General features: G+C 38.0%; 19 protein-coding genes. 7 read left to right on the forward strand and 12 right to left on the reverse strand.

Annotated features, from left to right (window positions below; genetic code table 11):
• Positions 1 to 79: 79 nt before the first annotated feature.
• The 4 genes from trxA to K4422_RS03700 all read right to left on the reverse strand — a co-directional run bounded on the left by trxA (position 80) and on the right by K4422_RS03700 (position 4,055).
• The gene (gene trxA / locus K4422_RS03685; RefSeq protein ID WP_206905164.1) at positions 80 to 394 is read right to left on the reverse strand and encodes a thioredoxin; all 315 of its coding nucleotides are present in this window, start codon (positions 392 to 394) and stop codon (positions 80 to 82) included.
• A gap of 218 nt (positions 395 to 612) precedes the next feature.
• Complete coding sequence (locus K4422_RS03690; protein ID WP_230709234.1) at positions 613 to 2,982, reverse strand: endonuclease MutS2; 2,370 nt, start codon at positions 2,980 to 2,982, stop codon at positions 613 to 615.
• Positions 2,983 to 3,053: 71 nt separating this feature from the next.
• Positions 3,054 to 3,602: a CvpA family protein gene (locus tag K4422_RS03695; RefSeq protein WP_206905169.1), complete on the reverse strand. Its 549-nt coding sequence runs from the start codon at positions 3,600 to 3,602 to the stop codon at positions 3,054 to 3,056.
• A 3-nt stretch (positions 3,603 to 3,605) separates the two neighbouring features.
• Entirely contained in the window at positions 3,606 to 4,055 is a 450-nt protein-coding gene (locus K4422_RS03700) for a cell division protein ZapA (RefSeq protein WP_206905364.1), read from the reverse strand.
• Positions 4,056 to 4,266: 211 nt separating this feature from the next.
• Between K4422_RS03700 and rnhC the strand changes: the two genes are divergently transcribed.
• Complete coding sequence (gene rnhC / locus K4422_RS03705; RefSeq protein WP_206905171.1) at positions 4,267 to 5,223, forward strand: ribonuclease HIII; 957 nt, start codon at positions 4,267 to 4,269, stop codon at positions 5,221 to 5,223.
• A 110-nt stretch (positions 5,224 to 5,333) separates the two neighbouring features.
• Here rnhC and K4422_RS03710 read toward each other — a convergent pair whose 3' ends face one another.
• The 6 genes from K4422_RS03710 to K4422_RS03735 form a co-directional block, all read right to left on the reverse strand.
• Positions 5,334 to 5,693, reverse strand: coding sequence for a hypothetical protein (locus tag K4422_RS03710; RefSeq protein WP_206905173.1), 360 nt, complete (start codon positions 5,691 to 5,693; stop codon positions 5,334 to 5,336).
• A gap of 94 nt (positions 5,694 to 5,787) precedes the next feature.
• Positions 5,788 to 7,542 carry an ABC transporter ATP-binding protein gene (locus K4422_RS03715; protein WP_230709236.1) on the reverse strand — a complete coding sequence of 585 codons (1,755 nt, stop codon included), beginning with the start codon at positions 7,540 to 7,542 and terminating at the stop codon, positions 5,788 to 5,790.
• Between the two features lie 51 nt (positions 7,543 to 7,593).
• A complete protein-coding gene (locus tag K4422_RS03720; protein ID WP_230709238.1) occupies positions 7,594 to 9,327 on the reverse strand; it encodes an ABC transporter ATP-binding protein in 1,734 nt (577 codons plus the stop codon).
• A gap of 541 nt (positions 9,328 to 9,868) precedes the next feature.
• Positions 9,869 to 10,537, reverse strand: a complete 669-nt coding sequence (locus tag K4422_RS03725; RefSeq protein ID WP_206905179.1) for an amino acid ABC transporter permease — start codon at positions 10,535 to 10,537, stop codon at positions 9,869 to 9,871.
• Positions 10,537 to 11,388: a transporter substrate-binding domain-containing protein gene (locus tag K4422_RS03730; protein WP_230709240.1), complete on the reverse strand. Its 852-nt coding sequence runs from the start codon at positions 11,386 to 11,388 to the stop codon at positions 10,537 to 10,539. Before K4422_RS03730 ends, K4422_RS03725 begins: the two co-directional genes overlap by 1 nt.
• Positions 11,389 to 11,519: 131 nt before the next feature.
• The gene (locus K4422_RS03735; protein ID WP_230709243.1) at positions 11,520 to 12,965 is read right to left on the reverse strand and encodes an amidase; all 1,446 of its coding nucleotides are present in this window, start codon (positions 12,963 to 12,965) and stop codon (positions 11,520 to 11,522) included.
• A gap of 536 nt (positions 12,966 to 13,501) precedes the next feature.
• Between K4422_RS03735 and K4422_RS03740 the strand changes: the two genes are divergently transcribed.
• Genes K4422_RS03740 through K4422_RS03755 form a run of 4 tightly spaced genes read left to right on the forward strand, consistent with a single transcriptional unit; the run spans position 13,502 to position 16,969 of the window.
• On the forward strand, positions 13,502 to 14,359 hold the full coding sequence (locus K4422_RS03740; protein WP_230709244.1) for a hypothetical protein: 858 nt from the start codon (positions 13,502 to 13,504) through the stop codon (positions 14,357 to 14,359).
• Positions 14,360 to 14,370: 11 nt separating this feature from the next.
• The gene (locus tag K4422_RS03745; protein ID WP_206905189.1) at positions 14,371 to 14,508 is read left to right on the forward strand and encodes a hypothetical protein; all 138 of its coding nucleotides are present in this window, start codon (positions 14,371 to 14,373) and stop codon (positions 14,506 to 14,508) included.
• Positions 14,501 to 15,811: a glycosyltransferase family 2 protein gene (locus tag K4422_RS03750; RefSeq protein WP_230709246.1), complete on the forward strand. Its 1,311-nt coding sequence runs from the start codon at positions 14,501 to 14,503 to the stop codon at positions 15,809 to 15,811. The genes K4422_RS03745 and K4422_RS03750 overlap by 8 nt, the downstream gene beginning before the upstream one ends.
• A gap of 33 nt (positions 15,812 to 15,844) precedes the next feature.
• Complete coding sequence (locus K4422_RS03755; protein ID WP_206905195.1) at positions 15,845 to 16,969, forward strand: glycosyl hydrolase family 8; 1,125 nt, start codon at positions 15,845 to 15,847, stop codon at positions 16,967 to 16,969.
• 176 nt (positions 16,970 to 17,145) lie between these two features.
• Here the strand turns inward: K4422_RS03755 and K4422_RS03760 are convergent, their stop codons facing one another.
• Positions 17,146 to 17,844, reverse strand: coding sequence for a YcjF family protein (locus K4422_RS03760; RefSeq protein WP_230709249.1), 699 nt, complete (start codon positions 17,842 to 17,844; stop codon positions 17,146 to 17,148).
• Positions 17,845 to 17,977: 133 nt separating this feature from the next.
• Positions 17,978 to 18,550 (reverse strand): TetR/AcrR family transcriptional regulator, encoded by a 573-nt coding sequence (locus K4422_RS03765; RefSeq protein WP_230709251.1) that lies wholly within the window; start codon positions 18,548 to 18,550, stop codon positions 17,978 to 17,980.
• 151 nt (positions 18,551 to 18,701) lie between these two features.
• On the opposite strand from K4422_RS03765, the gene K4422_RS03770 reads away from it, so the two are divergent.
• Entirely contained in the window at positions 18,702 to 19,403 is a 702-nt protein-coding gene (locus K4422_RS03770; protein ID WP_206905204.1) for an ABC transporter ATP-binding protein, read from the forward strand.
• 12 nt (positions 19,404 to 19,415) lie between these two features.
• Positions 19,416 to 22,133 carry an FtsX-like permease family protein gene (locus tag K4422_RS03775; RefSeq protein WP_230709253.1) on the forward strand — a complete coding sequence of 906 codons (2,718 nt, stop codon included), beginning with the start codon at positions 19,416 to 19,418 and terminating at the stop codon, positions 22,131 to 22,133.
• Positions 22,134 to 22,147: the final 14 nt, after the last annotated feature.

A 22,147-nucleotide genomic window follows, 5' to 3' on the forward strand; every position in this document is an offset into this window, starting at 1 on the left:
ACTCCCTTAAGAATTAAAAAAAGATTGGGATAAAAGCCAAGCTGGCTTTTGTCCCAATCTTAAATAATAAAACTGAATTTTACAAATGTGATGCGATTAATTGTTCTAATTGGTCTTTTGTATGCACACCAATTACTTTATCCACAACTTCACCGTCTTTTTTTAGTAACAAAGTTGGAATACTCATTACGCCAAATTGCGCTGGTGTTTCAGGATTTTCATCCACGTCCATTTTAACGATTTTTAACTCGTCTTCATCATGGCTAGCTGCTAATTGATCTAAAATTGGCGCTTGCATGCGACACGGACCACACCAAGTTGCCCAAAAGTCGATTAAAACTAAACCTTCATCTGTTTCACTTGCAAATGTTGCATCTGTAATTGCTTTTGACATATTATTCCCTCCGATTTTGCGTTGCGCATTTTCTCAACTGAATTTCCCCAAAGGATAACCTTAAATAAGATGTATTATCTCTCTAAAAAAGAGTATAGCACTGAAAAGTTAGGGATGATAATTTTTTGCTTACAATTGGTAAGTGTAAAAAACAGCTTTTGAAAAAGTGCGCTACATTGCATTCTTTCACATTTTTTTGAATTGGATTAATTTAAAAGTTATTTAAACTTTACTACAGTCGCACCATTTCCACCTTGATTTGGCGGTGCAAATTCAAAGCTTTTGACACTGCGATGATTTTTCAAATAATCTGTGATACCTTGCCGCAATGCGCCTGTACCTTTACCATGAACAATGGTTACTTGCGGATAGCCCGCTAAAATGGCCGCATCTAAATACTGATCCACTTCATTTAATGCTTCTTCATACCGCTTACCTCTTAAATCAAGTTGGGTTGCGACATGACTACTGTTATCAGAACGGACAGTGCTAACAACACGTTGCACCGGCTCTTTTACAGGTGCGACACTTTGCAGTTCACTTTCAGGTAAAGTCATCTTCAAAATTCCCAACTGAACTTGCCAATTGTGATCGCTCATTTTTTTGATTAAGATTCCCCTTTGACCATATGAAGCAACTAGCACCTCGTCGCCAGCTTTTAATTTTTTGGCTTGCTTGGCTTTTTGTAAGACTTTATTTTTCTTCAAATGATTATCTTCTGTTTGATGCAAATTATCTAGTTTACTGCGGGCATCAATTAACTCATGTTCTTTAACTGCCCCTTGACCTGCAGCCAATTGTTTTTTACGCAAATCAGAAATAATCACTTCTGCTTCTTCTTTAGCCTCATCAACGATTTCGTTGGCTTGTTTTTTGGCTTTGGCTAATTCTTTTTCCCGCTCTTCAAAGAAATAACTATAGGCCTCTTTTAATTCTTGTTGTAATTTAGCAGCTTCATCTACGTAATGCCGTACTTCTAGATATTCTGTTTCTGTCATTTTACGACGATTTTCTAAATCGGCAATCATTTCATTTAAATCTTGACTTTCCCCATCCATAATTTGTTTAGCTGCCGCAATAACTTGCGCATCTAGACCAAGGCGTTTTGATATTTCAAAAGCATTACTACGCCCGGGCACGCCAATTAACAAACGATAGGTGGGACTCAATGTATCAACATCAAATTCCATACTCGCATTAATCGTATTGCTTCGATTGTAGCCATAAACTTTTAATTCTGGATAATGGGTAGTCGCCATGACATAAGCAGATTTTGCGCCTAATGCATCTAGAATGGCGATGGCTAGCGCAGCGCCTTCTTGCGGATCTGTCCCTGCTCCTAATTCATCAAATAAAACTAAACTGTCTTTGTCTACTTTGGCTAAAATTGAGACGATATTGGTCATGTGAGAAGAAAAAGTAGACAGACTTTGCTCAATGGATTGTTCATCACCAATATCTGCAAATATCTCATGGAAAATTCCCATTTGACTATCTTCTGCAGCGGGAATTGGTAACCCCGACTGCCCCATTAATTGCAACAACCCTAACGTTTTTAAGGTAATTGTTTTCCCACCAGTATTCGGCCCCGTGATTACAACGGCTTGGAAGTCTTTACCGATCATAATATCGTTGGCAACGACTGTATCTTGATTGATTAACGGGTGACGCGCTTGTTTGAAAAAGACATGATTTTCTGAACTAATGGTTGGCACGACTGCTTTTAACTCTTTTGCAAATCGCGCTTTCGCATTCATTAAGTCAAATTTGCCTAGGACAAAAGCATTGTGAAGAATCTCTTTTTGATAAGGAACCAACTCAGCTGAAAGTTCAGCTAAAATACGTTCAATCTCTTGTCGTTCATTGATTTGGTGTTGCCGTAAACGGTTGTTTGATTCAACAATTTGTTTTGGCTCAATAAAAAGCGTTTGACCAGAAGAACTTTGGTCGTGAACAACACCGCCAAAAACACCGCGGTATTCTTGTTTAACGGGAATTACATAACGATCATTTCGCATCGTAATAATCGTGTCACTTAAATAGCGGGCATTATTTCCACGTAAAATTCCATCCAACTGTTCTCGAATCGTTCGTTCACTTCGCCGAATGTTATTGCGGATAATTTTTAATTCTGGTGAAGCTTCATCGGTGACATAGCCATCTTCGTCAATTGCACTTTGCAAGCGTCGTGTTAGTTCTGGCATCGTTTCTAATTGGTCATTCCAATCATAAAGACGCAAAAACTCAATTTCACTATCGGCTAAATCAGCGATAAATTTTTTGACCTGTCCGGTTGTGGATAAAACCCGCGCAATTTGCGCTAATTCACTACCATTTAAGTCTGCTCCAATTTCAATTCGCTTCATTTGCGGCCGAATATTTTCAATCTTAGGAATGGGTATTCCACCGCGTAAACGCTGGACTTTTAATCCATCTGCCGTTTCATTTAACCAACTATTGATAACCGTTTCATCAGTACTTGGGGTTAAATTTCCTAACTCTTCTTCCCCTTGTGCTGTTTGGAGGTATTGTGCCACCATTTGTTTCACAGAAGAAAACTCTAAGGTTTCATAGATACGTTTGTTCATTTCTTTCACCTACCTGTTAAAATGTGAAAAAAACAGGCCAGTTCAGCTGCTGCCAAACACTGCCCTGTTTTTTAAGCAAGAATACTTGTCACCCACAGATTTTTAAAAAGCCAAGACAAGATAACGGAATGTTCCACAATCATGCGGGCGGAAAAGTGATCTCGAAATATATTTTGAATTGTTGCTAAAGGAATCATCGCTAACACAAAAAGTACAAAGAAAATCACAACATAAGCTGTTAGGACATTCAACAAGCCGCCTAATACCCAATCGTAATTTTCTAATAGACGCTTAAAACGCAAATTGTTTAAAAAGACGGCAATTAAACTTGTAACTAGCCAACCAATAAACATGACTACCAAAAATGCAACTGCTGCATAATACGCCTTATCCAAATCCAAAGACTGCGTTTGGCTATAAAAAACCATTTTGGAATCTGGGGTAACAGAAGGATATGGAATGTATAGTTCCAATTTTTTTGCTAGGCCTTGGTAACTAAAACACGCCACAGCAAAAGATAAAAAATATCCTAGCGTGTATACTAATTGTAATGGCGTTCCACGGCGACCTCCAATATAAAACGCAATCACAAGTATCAGGATAATCAATAATCCAACCATCTGTTAGTCCTTTCTGTCTAGTGACGTCTTTTGTTTAATTTGTTCTTTTCTAGCTTCGTTTAAAATTTGTTGGGCGTGAACATGGTTTTTGATTTTAACATCTGTTTGTCCTTGTTCCGCCAAATATTTTCGCGCTTCGCTTTCAATTGCCTCAATTCGTTTGACGCGATTTTCCAATTCGACAATTCGAACTGTCTTCTCCCGTAGTTCTTGCACCTCTTTTTGTAGCCGCAATACTTCTGCTTGTTTGTCTACTTGGTCTGAGACTGCATTGACTGCTAATAAAATCGCAGCTTGTTCATCATTAATCTGGGGTGAAATCATCTTTATCTCACTTAGCTGTTCGTTCACAAGCTTTGTGACCAGATTCATATGCTGTGAACTCTTATTTCCAATAATCGTATAACTACGATTAGCGATCACAGCTTTATAGCGTTTGCGTTCCGCTACCATGCTCTGTCTTCCCTTCTTCATAACTTTCAGAAAACCAACTGCATTATTATAGCACTTTTACCACTAAAAGTTTTAGTGGCAAACTCCTGTATATTATAGGGTAAAAACGGTAAAATTTCCACGATTAGTTAAAATTCTCCTGTTTACCGTCTGCTTTTTTATATCTATGTTAAAATCTAATAGCAAATACAACATAAAAAAGGACGTTTTGATGAATACAATTGTTTTAAAATTAAGTAAAATTCAACTTGATCAGTTAAAAGCGCATTATGCGCCCTTTACTGTTCCCACTAAAACTCCCTATACCTTATTTGTTGCCAAAAAAAGTGGTGTCACAATCACCGGCTATACATCTGGTAAAGTAATGTTTCAAGGTACTAACGCTCAAAGTGAGGCTAGTAAATGGGATAACAAAAATGCGACAGTCGCAAGTAATACAAGTAAAAAAAATACCAGCACCTCTAATGGAAAAAATAATTTACCTACTGGTGGACTGCCAAAAGATTTTGCCAAAAAAAGTATCATCGGTAGTGATGAAGTAGGCAATGGCAGTTATTTTGGTCCTTTAGTAGTCTGTGCCGTTTATGCAGCAAGTGAAAATCTAGCATACTTAAAAGAAATTGGCGTCAAAGACTCCAAAATGTTAACTGATAAGGAAATTCGGCAACTAGCGCCTAAAATTGAAGCGGTCGTTCCTTTTCAAAAATTAATTGTCACACCAAAAAAGTATAACGAAATCCAACCAAAATATAACGCTGTACGCATGAAAGTCGCGTTACACAATCAAGCAATTTACTTACTCCAGCAAAAAATTGCGCCTGTTAAAGAAGAAGGAATCTTAATTGATCAATTCACCTCAGAAGCAAATTATCGCAAATATTTGCAGCAGGAAAAAAATCAAGTTACTAAAAATCTCTATTTTGTAACAAAAGGGGAACAATATCATCTGGCTGTCGCCGCTGCTTCTATTTTATGCCGAGCTAGTTTTTTAGCAGAGCTAGATGCTGCTTCAATGAAATTAGGTTTTGTTGTACCCTCAGGGGCTGGTAGTAAGTCTGATCAAGTGGCAGCAAAAATATTACAGCAAGGCGGCATCACGCTGTTAGCACAATACGCTAAACTGCATTTTGCCAATACGCAAAAAGCGCAAAAATTAGCACGCTATTAATACGCGAAAATAATACCCGAAAAATTCACTTCCCTTGCCACCTCAATAAAAACAACAGGGCGCACTTAGGAGTAGGAATTTTTCGGGTAGTTTAGTTACAACGTATAAAACTAGGATTTCGGACCTTTGAAAAGTTTGGAAAAATCACCTTTTTGGGTTTGAAACTTATAAAAAATATGGAACAGACCACAGGCAACCATCAACATGCCATAGTAAAAATTTCCCTGCCAAACAGCAAACGTATTTAACGTTGCAATCAGCGCCAAAATAATAACATAGCAAACAAGGACACGAAGCATAACTCCTTTAGGTTGAATTTTATTGAAATAGGCTTCCCAAGCGCTCTGATCCATGTTGCTGACTTTACTTTTGATTTGCAAATACAACAACCAAACGCCAGTACTTAAGAACAACGCACTGTAAATTCCAACCAAAATCATGACAAATAAACTTAAAATATCACTGACCATTTTAAACTTCCAATCTATAAAATATCCATTTCCAACAGCTAAAAATGTCTGCTACGATTTTAACACAGGGATTTAGAATGTCAAAAATTGTCCATTATGCTGATAATTGGGCCGCTTGCATCTGGTACATTTGATAATAAATTCCCTCTTGTTTCACTAACGTATCATGGCTGCCGCGTTCCACAATTCTCCCTTGATCTAAAACTAAAATCTCATTTGCTTCTTTAATAGTAGAAAGTCGATGGGCAATAATAAACGTCGTCCGTCCTTTTTGCAGTACTTCCATTGCTTTTTGAATAATTGCTTCTGTCTGGGTATCGACATGACTTGTCGCCTCATCTAAGATTAAAATTTTCGGATTAAATACCAAAGCCCTGGCAAAACTGATCAACTGTCTTTCACCACTGGAAAAGGCCTGCCCTTTTTCTACTACCAAATGGTGAATACCATCTGGATATCGGGCAATTAAGTCCTGGGCTCCAACTTGTTTTAAAGCCGCTAAAACCATTTCATCACTAATACTTTTATCCCCCATATGAATATTACTGGCAATCGTGCCACTAAATAAATAGGGGTCTTGCATGACTATCGCCATAAAACGCCGCAACGATTGGCGACTATAGTCGGCAATTTTTTTGCCATCAATCAAAATACCACCACTATCTGGTTCATAAAAGCGAAAAAGTAAATTTAAAATACTAGATTTGCCCGAACCAGTATGACCAACTAATGCGACAGTTTCCCCGGGTGCTGCTGTAAAATCAATATGATGCAATACCCGTTGTGTTTTCGTATACCCAAAAGATACGTCTTTAAATGCCACTGCACCTTTTTTGATTTGAATCTCATTTTCTTCTTGGCTTTCTATTTTTTCATCGGCCAATTCAAAAATTCTTGTACCGGCCGCAAGGGATTGCTGTACACCGGCTATGGTTTGTACCATACCTTCAATGGGATCAAACAAGCGATTAATATAATCGATAAAAGCATATAAAAGCCCCGCGGAAATTGCCAACTGCCCATTTAAAAAGAAACTAGCCAGCGTTGTGATCACGAGTAAAATCGTTATATTTCGTAAAAAAGTACCCAACCCCCAAGCCGCACCTGCATCGAGTAGGAGCGCTTTTTTACCGACGTTAAACCATTTCGTAACTGTTTGACGAAACTCTTTTAACAGCTGCTTTTCTTTTTGGAAAGCTTGAATCACAGCCACGCCTTGAACAAATTCATTTAATTGACCACTGATTTGGGAAATATATTCTCGCATCGCCAAATTATATTTCGCTGCTTTTTTTGTGTAAAAGTGCTGCCACAATACTAAAACTGGCAATAAAGTTAAAAGTGCTGCCCCCAAACGGCTGTCCAATAAGAAAATCGCAATGTAGACGCCAATAATTTGAATAACATTACTTAAAAGATTACTAATAACACTCACATAAAAACTTGAACGCAAAACTTCGGTATCGTTAGTAATACGGGCCACGATCTTTCCTGCTGGTAATGTATCAAAATAGGCAACCGGCAGTTGGTGTAGCCGAGAAAATAGTTGATCCCGCATTTTCTTGACAATTTGATTGGCCATTTTTCGCAACTGTAAAATACTTACATAACGAAAAAGCGAACCTACAATATTTAACAACAAATAAAACGCTAATAATTGAATTAATAACATGACCGGCAAATTTCCAGTGTCAAAGGCCGGTGTCATAACATTATCGATCATTCTTTTGGCAATTAAAGGCGAGATTAACTCCAAGCCTGAAGCTAGAATTAATAATAATACGCTAACGCCAAAGATTAATTTGTGGGCTTTTAAATAGCTTAAAAGCCGCTTAATTGTTTTAAACATCTTTTTACTCCTTAACAAACAACTTGAGACAAAATCCCCCCTGAGGGTTTTTTATTTTTCTTGCAACTGTTGATGATAGTATTGTTCTTGGTACCAGCCAGCTGTTTTAATCAGTTCCTGATGCGTCCCTTTTTGAATGATGTTGCCATCTTCTAAGACAATAATTTGATCAGCAGACGTAATAGCTGACAAACGATGGGTGACAATAATGGAAGTGCGATTTTTTTGGAGCAGTTTAAGCTGGTTAATAATCGCCTGCTCCGTTTTGGCATCCACGGCTGAAAGCGCATCATCTAACAACAAAACCTCACTGTGGCGCAAAAAGGCCCGGGCCAAAGATAACCGCTGCTTTTGCCCGCCAGATAATGAAACACCTTTTTCTCCAATCAGTGTCTCCAATTGTAACGGCATTTTTTCAACATCTTGGGCCAATGATGCACTAGCTAAAGCTTGCCATAATTCCTCTTGTGTCGCATCTTCTTTACCAAAAAGTAAATTTTCTTTGATCGTCCGGGAAAACAACGTATGCTCTTGAGGAACTTCGGCAAATTGCTTTCTAACAGCTGCTGTATCAAAAGCTGTTAAAGGCACATTGTTTAATTGCGGAACTTGATCTGAATATGGGTAGCGATGGAGCAACTGTCGCAGCAAGGTAGTTTTGCCACTACCAGTTTTTCCCACAATCCCAACAATTTGACCTTTTTTTATCGTGAGATCAATGTGCTGTAAAACTTTATTAGAACTAGAGGGATAAGAAAAATCATAATTTTCAAAAGTGATTTTTGCAACTGCTGGCAGCATTTTGGTTCCGGCTTGTTCCAAATCATCTTGTGTTTGCAAAACTTCATTGATTCGTCGCCAAGATGCTGCCCCTTGTTGCATCACATTTACCAGATCTCCAGCAGAAATCATGGGCCAAACAATCATGGTTAAATACACTTGAAAAGAAACCATGGCACCAACTGTGATTTGCTGTTTTTGAACCATGAAGGCCCCAATACCAAAACTTGTGACAAAACTAATGGCTAAGATAATCGTAATCAAAGGACCAAAGCGAGAATCTAGTTCTGAAACGCGATTGTTTTTTTCTTTAACGACTGTCGTTTTCGCTTCAAAAGCTTGGCGCGTTTCTTCTTCTAAGCCAAAAGCCCGCACCACGCGAATGCCATCGATGATTTCTAACACTTCACTATTCAAATCAGAAACCGCATTTTGAGCTTCCGTAAAAAGACGATCGACCTTTGAACCCCATTTAAAAATATAATAGGCTAAAATCGGCATCGGCAATAATGCAATTATGGTTAAAACTGCTGAGACTGTCGTTGCCATCATCAATAAAATAAAGCCCAAAAATAAACTCGTATTCATAAATACCATTAACCCATAACCAACAGTCATCCCCATCACTTGAACATCATCACTAGAACGAGTCATTAAATCGCCCGTGCGAAAACGTTCATAAAACGGTGCCCCCATTTTTAGAAAATGCGCCATCAATTGCTCCCGCAAACTTTTTTGCAAATCATAAGACCCGATAAACAAGTGATAGGTCCAAGTAAAGTCCGCCAAATAGCACATGATAATCGTTAACGCAAAGAGTCCACCGTATTGCAGCAATAACGCAAATGTCAGTGTCTTTTGGATAATGGCATCAATAAACAAGCGAATAATATAAGTTGGTACAACAGCTAACGCGCTGTTAATAATCATAAAGAACAAAACGACAGCGTAACGCTTTTTATGTTCTTTAATATATGTGAATAAATGCTTTAAAACGTATTTCATAATAACCTCCAAAATAAAAGCGATACGAACCTGCTCTGCTCACTCGCAATAAGACGGAAGATTGCGAAATTGTTTTTTAATTTCACAAGATTTTGGCTTATTGTCGCTGTGAGTTAGTTCGTTTAGCTAGATAAAATAAAAGAAATCCTTGCCTGTTTTTATTATAAAAGCTAGATAAAATTTTCTGGCAAGATATAGCTTTTATCATTTTTGCGCGCAAAAAAGACTCTACCCGAGTATAAAACCCAAAGCAGAGTCTGACTGTTAATTCAGCATACTATTGCACTAATTGGAAATATCATACGGGAGTAAGGAAATATTTGCGATGAATGAATGGAATTTTAGTTCGTTTAATGTAATCATCATGCTTCCTCCTTCCCAATTTTTTTGTAAACGTTACCCAAAGGATAACAGGTTACAAAAAAATGCACAAGTATTTTTTTCATAATTATTTAAATATATGCATTTTTCTGTACATTTAATCATCCTTTTACAGTAATCTTGAATAGCCAAAAAAACTATCCCCTCACTACCTTTTGGCTTAGGCTATCGTGCCAAAACGTTTTTCAAAATATTTTTCCAAATGATGTTGGCAAAAGCCAATCAAAATACATAATCCCCAATAAATTAAAGCGACTAAAATATACATCGACATATAATCAAATGTCCGACCGCCAACAATTTTGGCCTTTTGAAAAATATCAGGAATCGTAATCATGGCTGCCAGTGAAGTTCCTTTAACTAAATCCATTGCCACATTTCCTAAAGCCGGCACGGATAAGCGAAAAGCTTGCGGCAAAATAATAAGTCGGATCGTCTGCCAAAAATTCAAGCCAGTAGCGTAAGCTGCATCCCATTGTCCATGCTCTACTCCTGTAATAGCGCCACGATAAATTTCGCCGATAAAAGCACTGCTGGTTAGGCTAAAGCAGATAATCGCAGCCGTTAGCGCCGGCAGTTGATATGGCAACCCAAAATAAAGTAAGAATAACAAAACCAGAGCTGGGACTCCCCGTAAAAAGGAGATATAAAAACGAATTAGGTTGCGTAATATCTTACTAGGTAAAAAAGACAAGACTGTAAGAATTATCCCAATTATATTTCCCAATAAAAAAGTAATCAAACTAATCCCTAACGTATAACTTAAGCCTTGCAACACAAAAGGTAATGATGCAAGCATCAAGCCAAAATCAAGCTTTGGAATATACATTAGTCTGGTGACACCGTTTCTTTAATTTCTTGTTTTGGTTTAACTGAAACGTCAGTTTGAAAATAAGTTTCAGAGATTTTTTTCAACGAGCCGTCTTTTTGCATAGCTTTTAGCGTTTCATCAACTTTTTCTTTTAAAGCCTTGTGCTCTTTAACAAACAAAAAGCCTGTATGGTTAGCGTTAAAATACACGTCCTCTAAAATTTTAACAGGAATAGCCGGTAATGCTGCAACGGACATTTTTTGTAAATAATAATCATTTAAAATAACATCAGTGCGTCCATTGGCAACGTCGGTTAGATATTGATCATTTGTCGCATTATCATAAGTTACAGGTGTTGCCCCATATTTTTCCGCAATTTTCATATAGCTCGTATTCGGTTCACCGGCGGCTTTTTTTCCTTTTAAATCAGCTAGTGAATGGATACCAGAATCATCATTTTTTCGGACAATCATGCTATCAAAAGAATATTTAATAGGCACTGATAAGGAAAATTTCTTAGCCCGCTCTTTTGATAAACCAAAGTCATTAGCTGCAAAATCTGCCTCACCGCGATTAATTGAAGAAATTTGACCGTCCACATTGTATTCCTTAAAAGTAACTTTGACACCCAAACGTTTGGCGACTTCTTTGGCCACGTCCACATCATAACCATTTAATTCATTTTTATCGTTATAGTATGAAGAAGGAAATAACGTACCCGAAGTTGCAACGGTTAAGGTTTTCCCCTTTTCTACTTTAGCCCAACTATCATCTTTTGTTGCTGCTTTTGTATTACTATTTCCATTACCACAGGCGGCTAAAACCATCCCGCTTACTGCAATAACTGCTAATGTTGCCCATTTTTTCATCGTCTTCCCCCTGTAATGCTTATTATTTATTAATCCTAGTTTTTATTTACTAGGTTAAATACAAAGATTTACCCGCGAATGCTTTTTATTCCCCAAAGCTAGCAGCAACTATATGTTTGGTCTTGTCCAATTTAATCTTGATACGCTTTTGGTAAATGAAATTTTTTATTTACTTCAAAAATAGCGCCAATTTGAAAAAGTAAATCTTCCCGACCCTTAGCTGCCATAAATTGAATTCCTAAAGGTAGCCCTTCAGCAGTAAGATAAGTCGGTAAACTAATTGCCGGTTCCCCAGTTAAGTTAGCCAATTGGGTAAAGGGCGAAAGAGCCAAGCTTTTTTCAAACATTTCATACACAAGTGCGTCTGCTTGCGCCTCAGACAAATTTTCAGCTTGCGCTAATTTAGTAAAAATTGCTTCACTTTGTAGGCTTGCATCAATTTTCGGTGCTGGGTATGCAGTTGTCGGTGTTAAAAATAAATCGTATTGTGTAAATAATTCCTCCATGACAAAGGCTGCACGATCCCAATTTTGTAAAGTTGCCACATATTTTGCCGCCGAGGTCTTCAATCCTGCTTGGTAAATTCCCCAAGTCATTAACTCCATGTCCTCTTTTGTGACGTTACGCCCAATTCCTTGTTGTATTTCAGCAAACATTGCCGCTGTTTCAGCACCATTCATTTTGTAATAATCTAAAATCAGTTGTTTGCCATCAAGTGGATAAGTGATTTCTGTGACTTCATGTCCAGCTTGCTGTAAAAATTCAACCGCATCCTTTACGGCTTTTTTTGCTTCTTTTGAAACATCACTTTTAACTGGTGAGGTTGTGGTATAGGCAACCTTCAATTTATTTTTAGTTGGTTTATCTTCCCACTCTAGTTTTGGTGCTTGATAAGGGGCTGCCGGATGTTGCCCTCGCATAGCGTAGAAGAGTTTTTCTGTATCCCGCATGGAAACGGTTAATGCAAAATTGATTGCTGCTCCTTGCCAGTCACGCCAAGAATCTGGGCCAGTCGGAATCGTGCCACGGGTTGGCTTTAAGCCAATCAATCCGCTAAAAGAAGCCGGAATTCGAATAGAACCACCGCCATCACTTGCCGCTGCCAAAGGAAAAATCCCTGCGGCAACAGCCGCCGCCGCCCCACCGCTTGAACCACCAGGAGAATAGGCTAAATTCCACGGGTTACGTGTTGGACCGTAAAGTGTCGGATCGGTAATATTTTTAAACCCAAATTCTGGTGCGTTCGTTTGACCAAAAGGTGTCAAACCACTTGCAGCTAAAGATTTCACAAAATTATTTGTGTGGCTAGCTTTGGCATCTTTAAAAATTCGTGAAGCCGAGGTTTGTGCCCAGCCCGCCTTATTTTGTCCTAAAATTTTTAGTGGTACAGGCAAACCACCAAATACACCATCTTTATTGTGTTCATATTCTTTTTTGGCTGCGATAACATCAAAATCACTAACAAAAGCGTTTAATTTACCTTCTGCTGCTGCTTTTTTGGTTATCTCGGTTAAAAGCGTCTCAATCGAAATATTCCCAGCTTTTAATGCCTCCGCGTAATACGTTGCATCCTTCACGTTTATCCCTCCTGAACTTTTGCTGTTTTATTATGCCTACTTAGCTAAAGCAAGCGCTATCCTTCTTTTGTATTATTACCATACCTACTAAAATAGTACAAATAATATATATTGTAACATTCAAAACAAGTCTGTTATTTACTGACTAATCCCAACTGATACTTTTTTATTTTCCAAATCAATAGAACAGTAAATAATCCTGTTACAAAATTACCCAGCAATTTTTTACTTATGACCAAAAGGATGATTTTGGAAGCTGTCCATAAAAAAGCTTGCAAACTTCTTCAACGCGTCAGTACTAAACGGCTTTTCAAATCTCTTGAAATTTTACCTTTGCTTAAATAAGCTCTTATGAAAGCCAGACAACACGAAAGCAGTCAAATCAATATTTTCCTTTTTAAAAATTTACATCGTATTCACAAAAAAACGCTCATTATCTGCAATTTTTTTACACCATTGTAATCAAAATAAAGGTAGATTTTTATAAGCTATGGTACGCTAGGGTTGAAAAGGACAATTATAACGAGGTGAATACAATGAACAAACTCCGCTTTCGGATCCATTTAGAATTCGGCGTCATTTTGTTAATGGCATTAGACTTACTCCAAAATTTAATTCTATACAATTACGTGGATCGCCAGACTTTTTATTACGCAAATATTCTGGTCTTCTTAGGTATTGTTTTTGGCATGATGGGGACCTCCCTTTTTGTCGTGATTGTTTCGCTGATGATGATTGCCATTGGTATCTTTACTCTCTACTTTTTTCCAATTGTCATGATTGATTGGTTGAAAATCTATTTTATTTTTATCGTTCCTGCCTTCACTGTTTTGGGTTATTTCATTAAGACGGATATTTTCTTACGCAAACAAGTAATAAGCAGTAGAAAAGACATGGCGACGTATTTAAAAAATACCGATGCCTTGACCCAACTTGGAACCCTCACAAAGTTCAATGAATCCTACCAACGTTTTGTAGAAACTATTGAACTACGGCCAAAACTAGATCGCTGTTTGGCAGTTTCTCTTTTTTATATTGATTATTTAGACCAATACCGCTATCAAAGTGAAACCAAGACCAATGAGTTAATTAAAATACTGGCGGACGATTTAGAAACCATTCGTTTACCAGAAGAACAACTTTTTTATGTTGGGGATGGGGCATTTGTCGTTTTAACACCTTTAGTTGGTACAGAAAATATCGATCAGTTAAGAGAATTGACGCAAATTACCAAAACGCAGCTGTCTTTAATTCCTTTTGACGGCAACCAAGATATTACCTTGCGTTCTGGTTTAATTGTCTTAGAACGTGATAGTCAGCTAACTGCTGAACAAGTTTTAAGTCGCCTAAATCGTCAAGCCGAGACCGATTTATCTGAAGAATACATTGTTTAAGGAGGATCAATATGCTGACAATTTTTTATTGGCTGGCAATTGTCGTCACCATTTTATTTTTCATTGCAACAATCTTGCTATTTATCAGTGCATTAATTATCCAATCGCGGGTTTGGAAATATTTCAAAAGGAGGAACTTGCGTGGCTAGAGGTTTAATGATTTTTACAATTGTTTCTATCTGGGTTTCAGTCTTCTTCTCACTTTTAACGATTTATGGCGCAGTAACTTTTTTACTAAAAAATTTGAAACCACCTAAACGTAAATTAGATCCACTTGTAAAGTATCCCCTTATTACGATAGTCGTTCCAGCCCACAATGAAGAAATCGTCATTAAAGATACTGTGCGGGCAATATTGAATTTGAACTATCCAAAAGAACAAATGGAAATCTTAGTCTTTGCGGATAATTGTACAGATAATACCTATGAAGAGGCCCTTAGCGTAACGAGATTACCCCAGTATGCAGACTTTAATATTGAAATTATCCAACGCAGGGGTAAAGGTGGCAAAGCAGGTGTATTAAATGACGCCTTAGCAAGAGCCAAAGGCGACTGGCTGTGCGTCTATGACGCAGATGCAATGCCAGAACGCAACGCCCTTTATTTTCTCGTAAAAAAAGGGATTGAAGATCCCAAAAATTACGCTGCCGTTTTTGGTCGCAATAAAACACGAAATTATAAACAAAATTTTTTAACCCGCTGTATCAATTTAGAAGTTGTGACATCCCAGCGCATTCAACATACAGGATTGTGGCAACTTTTTAAAATCGGGCATATCCCTGGCACCAATTTTATTATCCAAAAAAATTACGCCAGAGAAATTGGCGGCTGGGATAACGGGGCCTTGACAGAAGATACCGCGTTATCATTTCGAATTATGGAACAAGGAAAATTAATTGCCTTAGCACCCCAAGCAGAAGCTTTTCAGCAAGAACCTGAGACAATCGGCGTTTACTATCGCCAAAGAAAACGTTGGGCCAAGGGAAATTATGAGGTCATCACGGGCAACTTGAAGCATCTTTTTGACAAAAGCAACTGGCGCATCAAATGGGAGGTCTTTTATTACATCAATACTTTCTTTTGGTTTAACTGTGCCATTGTTATCTCTTCTGGGATTTTCCTTGTTAATCTGGTAACGATGTTATTGAATTTTATTGGTTTTACCTTGCAAATGCCCTTTACTTTTGGTGGTGGCAATCGCCAAATAGCTGCTATTTTATTAGTAAATTGGGCGATGATGTTTGCCATTTATTTATTACAAATCAATATTGCTTTAGTTAGTCAGTACGGCCAAGCAACTACAGAAAACTTTTTGTACTCGGTTGCTTCTTATTTTACTTATTCCCAATTGTTTTTAGGCGTTTCAATTGTGGCTTTCTTTTCTTTAGTATTAGACCGCATTTTTAAACGTGATGGTACAAAATGGTATAAAACACAGCGTTTCAACGATTAATCTTTGTTAAATATTTGAAGGTGGAGGTTTGCGATGAAGAAAAAACCCTTAGTATTGTGGGGCATAGCAGCAATTTTGCTGGTATCTTATGTCGCAATTTTATTTATGGCGATTAAAGACAACCGTGCCCATATCCAACAAAAAATGTATGATGATTGGCGCGAACACTATCTAGTATCTTCCAAACAAGGAGATATAGTGAATACAGCTGCTAAAGGTAAAACGGCCCTGTCAGAAGCGCAAGGCTATGGCATGGTGATTGTAACCTTAGCCGCAGAAAAAGGTTTTGCCAAAGAAGCAGATTTTGAAAAATTATATCGCTATTACACTCATTACCAAATCAGCGAAAAAAAGCCCCTGATGCAGTGGCGGCAAGCGGAAACAAAAAAAGGTTGGGTTTCAGATAGTAAACACAATGCAACCGATGGTGATTTAGACATTGCCTATAGTCTGCTTATGGCCAGCAAGTTATGGCCCAATAGTAAACATGACTATAAAACAGCTGCCCAAAACTTATTACAGGCGATTAAAGCATACAATTATAATCCCCATACCGGCTTTCTAACTGTCGGAGATTGGGCAACTGTCGATGAAAAAGCCAGCCAAATTTTACGTCCTTCTGACATTATGCCGGGCTATTTTGATGCCTTTTATAAATTTACTGGCGATCGTTTTTGGCAACAGTTAAATGACCGCGGGATTGAATTATTGCAACAATTATCTGCGCAACACAAAACCGGTCTTATGCCAGACTTTGCCTGGATCAAAGATAACCGTGTGATCGCTGCTAAAGCAAACGAAGTTAATAACAAATATGACGGCGATTATTCCGCTAACGCTTGTCGCATTCCTTTGCGTTTAGCGCAATCTAATGACAAACGCCTGGCACCTATCTTAAGTAAAATGTTACGCTTTTTTGAAAAAGAGAATATGGTCTTTGCTGGCTACAATTTAAAGGGCAAAGCATTAGTAGATTACCAAAATCAAAGCTTTTCTGCCCCCGTTTTAGTCGGCGCTTATCACGAAGATCCTTATAGTGGTTTAGTTACCTCACAAAAATGGGTCATCCAAGAGCCAATTCACGGTCAAAATTATTACGACGAAACGCTGAAAGTCCTTTCCGTTTTAGAAATGTATAAAAATCTCGACGTAAAATAAAAGCTGTATAAACGCGATCAGCTGAGCTGACTAACAGTAAAAGTAAAGATAATGAATTCCCTTGCGCCACTGATAGCCAGCTAGGATTTAACGAAATTACGCGCAAATAAAAAAATCCCGTACCTACAATCAAAGACGAAATTTCGTCATAACTGTTGTAGCGACGGGATTTTTAGTTATTTCTTATTAGCAGATTGCAAAGCTTTAAACAATGTATTGAACTGCCCCTTAAAGGACATCACTTGTTCAAAAATATCTTCACCATCATTCAACATTTTTACCGTTACCCAGCCCAAAGACTCAGTGATGGCCATTGCGACTACGGCGTTGACTGCACCGCCTCCGATTGTGCCGACAACGGGAATAAATTTCAAAATATTTCCGACTGCACTGCGGCCAAAACTAACGACCACCAGCTCCTTTGTCATGCTTTTTCCTATTCCTTCTGACCAAGATTGGCCAAAAATTTTATGAAGTCGCGCCATCATGACTAACTGCACTGGCACTAATAAAAAAGCATCCGAAAATGGAATTGGCGACAAACCAATAATCGCCGCACTCAATGAAGCCATATGAATGATTCCATGGGATTTCTTTTGGGTTGTTTCATCCACACCCTTTAAAAACGGATCAAAAACACTGTCAAAGCGACTGCGGGTGGTCGCTAACAAGGATTCTGCCTTTTCTTTGGTGCTATCAAATGTCTTCATGATAATCGCCGCAGCAGAATTTGGTAATTTTTTTACGACATCACCAAAAAAAGATTGAAATGCAGCATCATCAACTTCAGTGTCAGCTAGAACAATTTTTTCTTCCAAATCTTCCTTCCTTTTTACTTCAGCGCCATTTTGACGGCGGCGTGGAAATTTCACCATAATCGTCCCCTTCTCATTCTTTATTTCCGGCATTTCTTACCAAAAGGTAAATTACATTAGCTACTACTTTCAAAATATACTTTTTGCCTGTTTTAAACAACTATTACGTTTTTAACGTAATTAAGCTTACTTTTTAATTACGCAGCTCTAACTGTTGTGCGATATTTGCCGGAAAAGAACTCTGCAAAATTTGGACAATTTCGTGGGGATTTTTCTTTGGATATTGTAGCAGCCACGTTTTGATACAACCCAATGCACCACTGACAAAATAAGAAAAGTAAAGCTCCAAATCCGCTTGGTTCTTCGTACCAAAGACAGCTGCAAAACGGGCAATAGAAGAAGGTTTGATCTCTTCTAGTAACAAATTGAAATTTTGTTCTTTGGTTTGATTTAATAAAATAATTGTCGCCAACTGTCTGTTTTCCACAAAAATGGCCAAGAGATTTTCCAACCATGTATTAAAGTCTGGCTGTTTGGCATTTAAACGCTGCAAAACATCGCTAAAAAATTCTGTTTCAATCTGGTGCATCAAATCACTGGGATCTGTGTAATATTTATAAAAGGTCCCACGATTTATATCAGCGGCTTTTGCGATTTCGGTAATCGTAATAACACTTAATTCCTTATTTTGTAAGAGTTGTAAAAATTCCTGTTGAATGATTTTTTTCGTCATTTGGCTACGGCGATTATTCTTGGTACCAACCATAATTTCCTCCTTTTTCTAAACAAATAAATGGCAGTTTGTCTATTTAATAACAAGCAAAAAAAGATTGCTGATTGTTTTGTTTCCAAACTCCTCGTATACTGACATAGTATCATTAATTAAACAAGTTGTTCAATTAAAGGAGAAAATAGCCATGAGCTTTTTAGAAGTAAAAAATGAATCGAAGCGCTACAAAATGGGAGATTCAACCATTACCGCCAATGATTCCCTCAGTTTTTCCGTTGAAAAAGGCGAGCTTGCCATTATTCTTGGTCCTAGTGGTGCAGGAAAATCTACTGTGCTAAATATTTTAGGCGGCATGGATACTCCAGATGAAGGCGAAATTTTCGTCGCTGGTAATGACATTGCCAAATATAACGACAAACAGCTTACAGCCTATCGCCGGACAGATGTGGGCTTTGTTTTCCAATTTTATAATTTAGTTCCCAATTTAACAGCCAAAGAAAATGTCGAGCTTGCAACAGAAGTTTCTAAAAAAGCACTTGATCCTATTCAAACTTTGGAAAATGTCGGCTTGCAAAACCGCCTCAATAACTTTCCGTCACAATTATCCGGCGGTGAACAGCAGCGGGTCTCCATCGCCCGTGCCCTTGCAAAAAATCCTAAATTACTCCTCTGTGATGAACCGACAGGCGCTTTGGATTTTGAAACAGGAAAACAAGTCTTAAAACTTTTACAAAACGCGAGTCGCAAAAATGGCAACACCGTTTTAATCATCACTCACAACTCTGCGTTAGCACCAATTGGCGACCGCGTGATTCGCATTAATGACGCGAAGGTACGCTCAGTTGAAATAAACGAAAATCCAATTTCAATTGACGAAATAGTTTGGTAGGTGGCTGGTAAAATGAAAAATAAAACCTATTTAAAGGCTACATTTCGTGAAATAACAAAATCTAAAGGGCGTTTTATCGCCATTATTTTGATTATCTTTTTAGGGACGCTACTTTACGTGGGCATTAAAACGACACAACCAGTTTTAGATCACTCCGCTGACGTTTATTTAAAAGAACGCAAACTTTCGGATCTGCAAGTCGTCTCAACAGGCGGCATTACAAACGCTGATAAGGATGTCTTAGACGATATCACCGGACTTTCAATCGAGAGTGGCTATCAATTCTTTTATGCGGATGCAAAGAAAAATGAAGTCATCCAGGTCTTTTCTTACGATCAAGAAAATAACCAAAATCACTTAGAGCTCACAAGCGGCGCTCTGCCTAAAAAAGATAATGAAATTCTCTTAGATCACTTGGCAAAAAAAGAAGGTTATAAAATTGGCGATACATACACGATCAACGACCATGAGCAACTAAAAAGCACACAATTTAAAATCGTTGGTTTTGTGACCTCGCCTCTTTTTATCAGTGAAGTAGAACGGGGCTATGCCAATGTTGGCAATGGCAGTGTTTCTTATTTTGCTTATTTGCCAAAAAAACTTTTTAAAGCAGAAGTAGAAGCGGTCATGTATCTTAGCTTTGCCAATGTAAAAAAATACGAAACCTACAGTAATGCTTACAAAGAACAAATGGCAAAAAATACCGCGCTCATTGAAGACAAACTTTCTCAGCGTCCAAATGCACGCTTAAAAGAAATTCAAGCAGACGCAGCAGAAAAACTTCGTCTCCAAAAAGAAAAAATTGCCACTGGTAAAAAAGAATTAGAAAACGCGCAAGAGCAACTACAACAAGCAAAAGATAAACTCGCCTTACAAGCAGCGCAAATCAACTTGTTACCCGAACCACAAAAAACAGCCGCACAACAAGAATTAACAACAGCACAAAAGCAGCTAGCAACCAATGAAGCGACTTTGAAAAAAAATCAGTCAGACTTAGCAACTGGAACAGCAGAAATAAAAAAAACAGAAGCTACAATCAAAAATATGAAGGAAATTGTTTATCGCTATAATGATCGCTTTGACAATGTTGGTTTCCAAGAATTTGGTAGCCTTTCTGACCGTATCGCCGCAATCGCAGACGTCTTCCCAGTCTTTTTCTTTTTCATTGCAGCCTTAATTACCTTTACCACCATGACGCGGATGGTCGAAGAAAATCGCCGTGAAATCGGGACATTAAAAGCACTAGGCTATACAAAGGCAGAAATAGCGAAAAAATATGTCATCTACTCCTTACTCGCTGCCAGTATTGGGCTAGTTTTAGGCGTTGTCAGCGGTACGAATTTCTTGCCCCGGATTATCTTTTATTTAATGAGCGACCGCTATTCCTTCAATAAAGCTTATGTCTTTTACGACTGGGACCCTATTTTAAAAGCGATTATCGCCTTTTTACTCGCTACTTTAGGTTCAGCCCTCATCGTTTTAACCAAAGAATTACGGGAAAAACCAGCTCAACTCTTACAGCCAAAAGCACCAAAGCCCGGCAAACGGATTTTTTTAGAATACATTACACCCCTTTGGTCACGTTTAAGCTTTAATCAAAAAGTTAGCTATCGCAATTTATTTCGCTATAAAGCCCGTATGTTAATGGCAATTATCGGCATTGCCGGTTGCACCGGCTTAATGTTAGCCGGCTTTGGTTTAAAAGACTCCTTATCTTCAGTTGCTGCAAAACAATTTGGTCCAATCATTGCTTACCAAGGAATTGTCAGCCTAGAAGATGATTTACCCGTAGCAGATACTACAGCGATCACCAATGCACTAAAAAACGATGAACAAGTCACAAGTTTTATGGCTAGTCACAATGAGACCGTCGAAATACGCAAAAATAATCAGGCAACACAAAGTCTCACATTAATGGTGCCAACCGCAGCAAAAGAATTTGAAGATTATTTACACCTTCATAATAAAGACAATAAGGTAATTTCGCTGACAAATACTGGTGCTGTCATCACCCAAAAAATGGCAGAGTTTTATGACATCAAAAAAGGCGATACCCTTTATATTTACGATAGCAAGCAACAGAAACAGCAAATCAAAATCGCTGGCATCGCCCAAAACTATCTTGGTAGCTTTTTGTACATGACACGCCCTTACTATGAGAAAGTTACCAACCAAAAATTTTCAGCCAATAGTTTATTGCTTAAAACCAACAAGATGACGACAAAAGAAGAAGATAATCTTGCCCAAGTATTATTAGATACTAAAAAAGTCGTCAACACGACTTTTATTTCCAAACAAATTGAAACGCAAAATCAGTCCATCTCCAATTTAAATGCAATCGTCTGGATTTTAGTGACACTTTCGGGATTACTGGCATTTGTCGTCTTGTATAATCTGACCAATATCAATATTTCCGAACGGGTGCGAGAACTTTCCACCATTAAAGTATTAGGCTTTTTTGACAAGGAAGTAACTATGTATATCGTCCGAGAGAATATCATCTTCACTATTTTGGGAATTATTGCAGGCTTTGGTGTCGGCAGGGTTTTAACCCACTTTATCTTAGATAAAGCCTCGATGGAAAATATGGTCTTTCCTTTGGTTATCAAACCCGCAGCCTATCTTTATTCTGGCGGTCTAACCATTATCTTTACCTTAATCGTCATGCTTGTAACTCACTTCAAACTAAAACATATCAATATGATTGATGCCTTGAAGTCAAACGAATAGAAAAAACTAACTTA

This window comes from Enterococcus sp. SMC-9, from assembly GCF_021011285.1.
GTDB classification, from domain to species: Bacteria; Bacillota; Bacilli; order Lactobacillales; family Enterococcaceae; genus Enterococcus_C; species Enterococcus_C montenegrensis.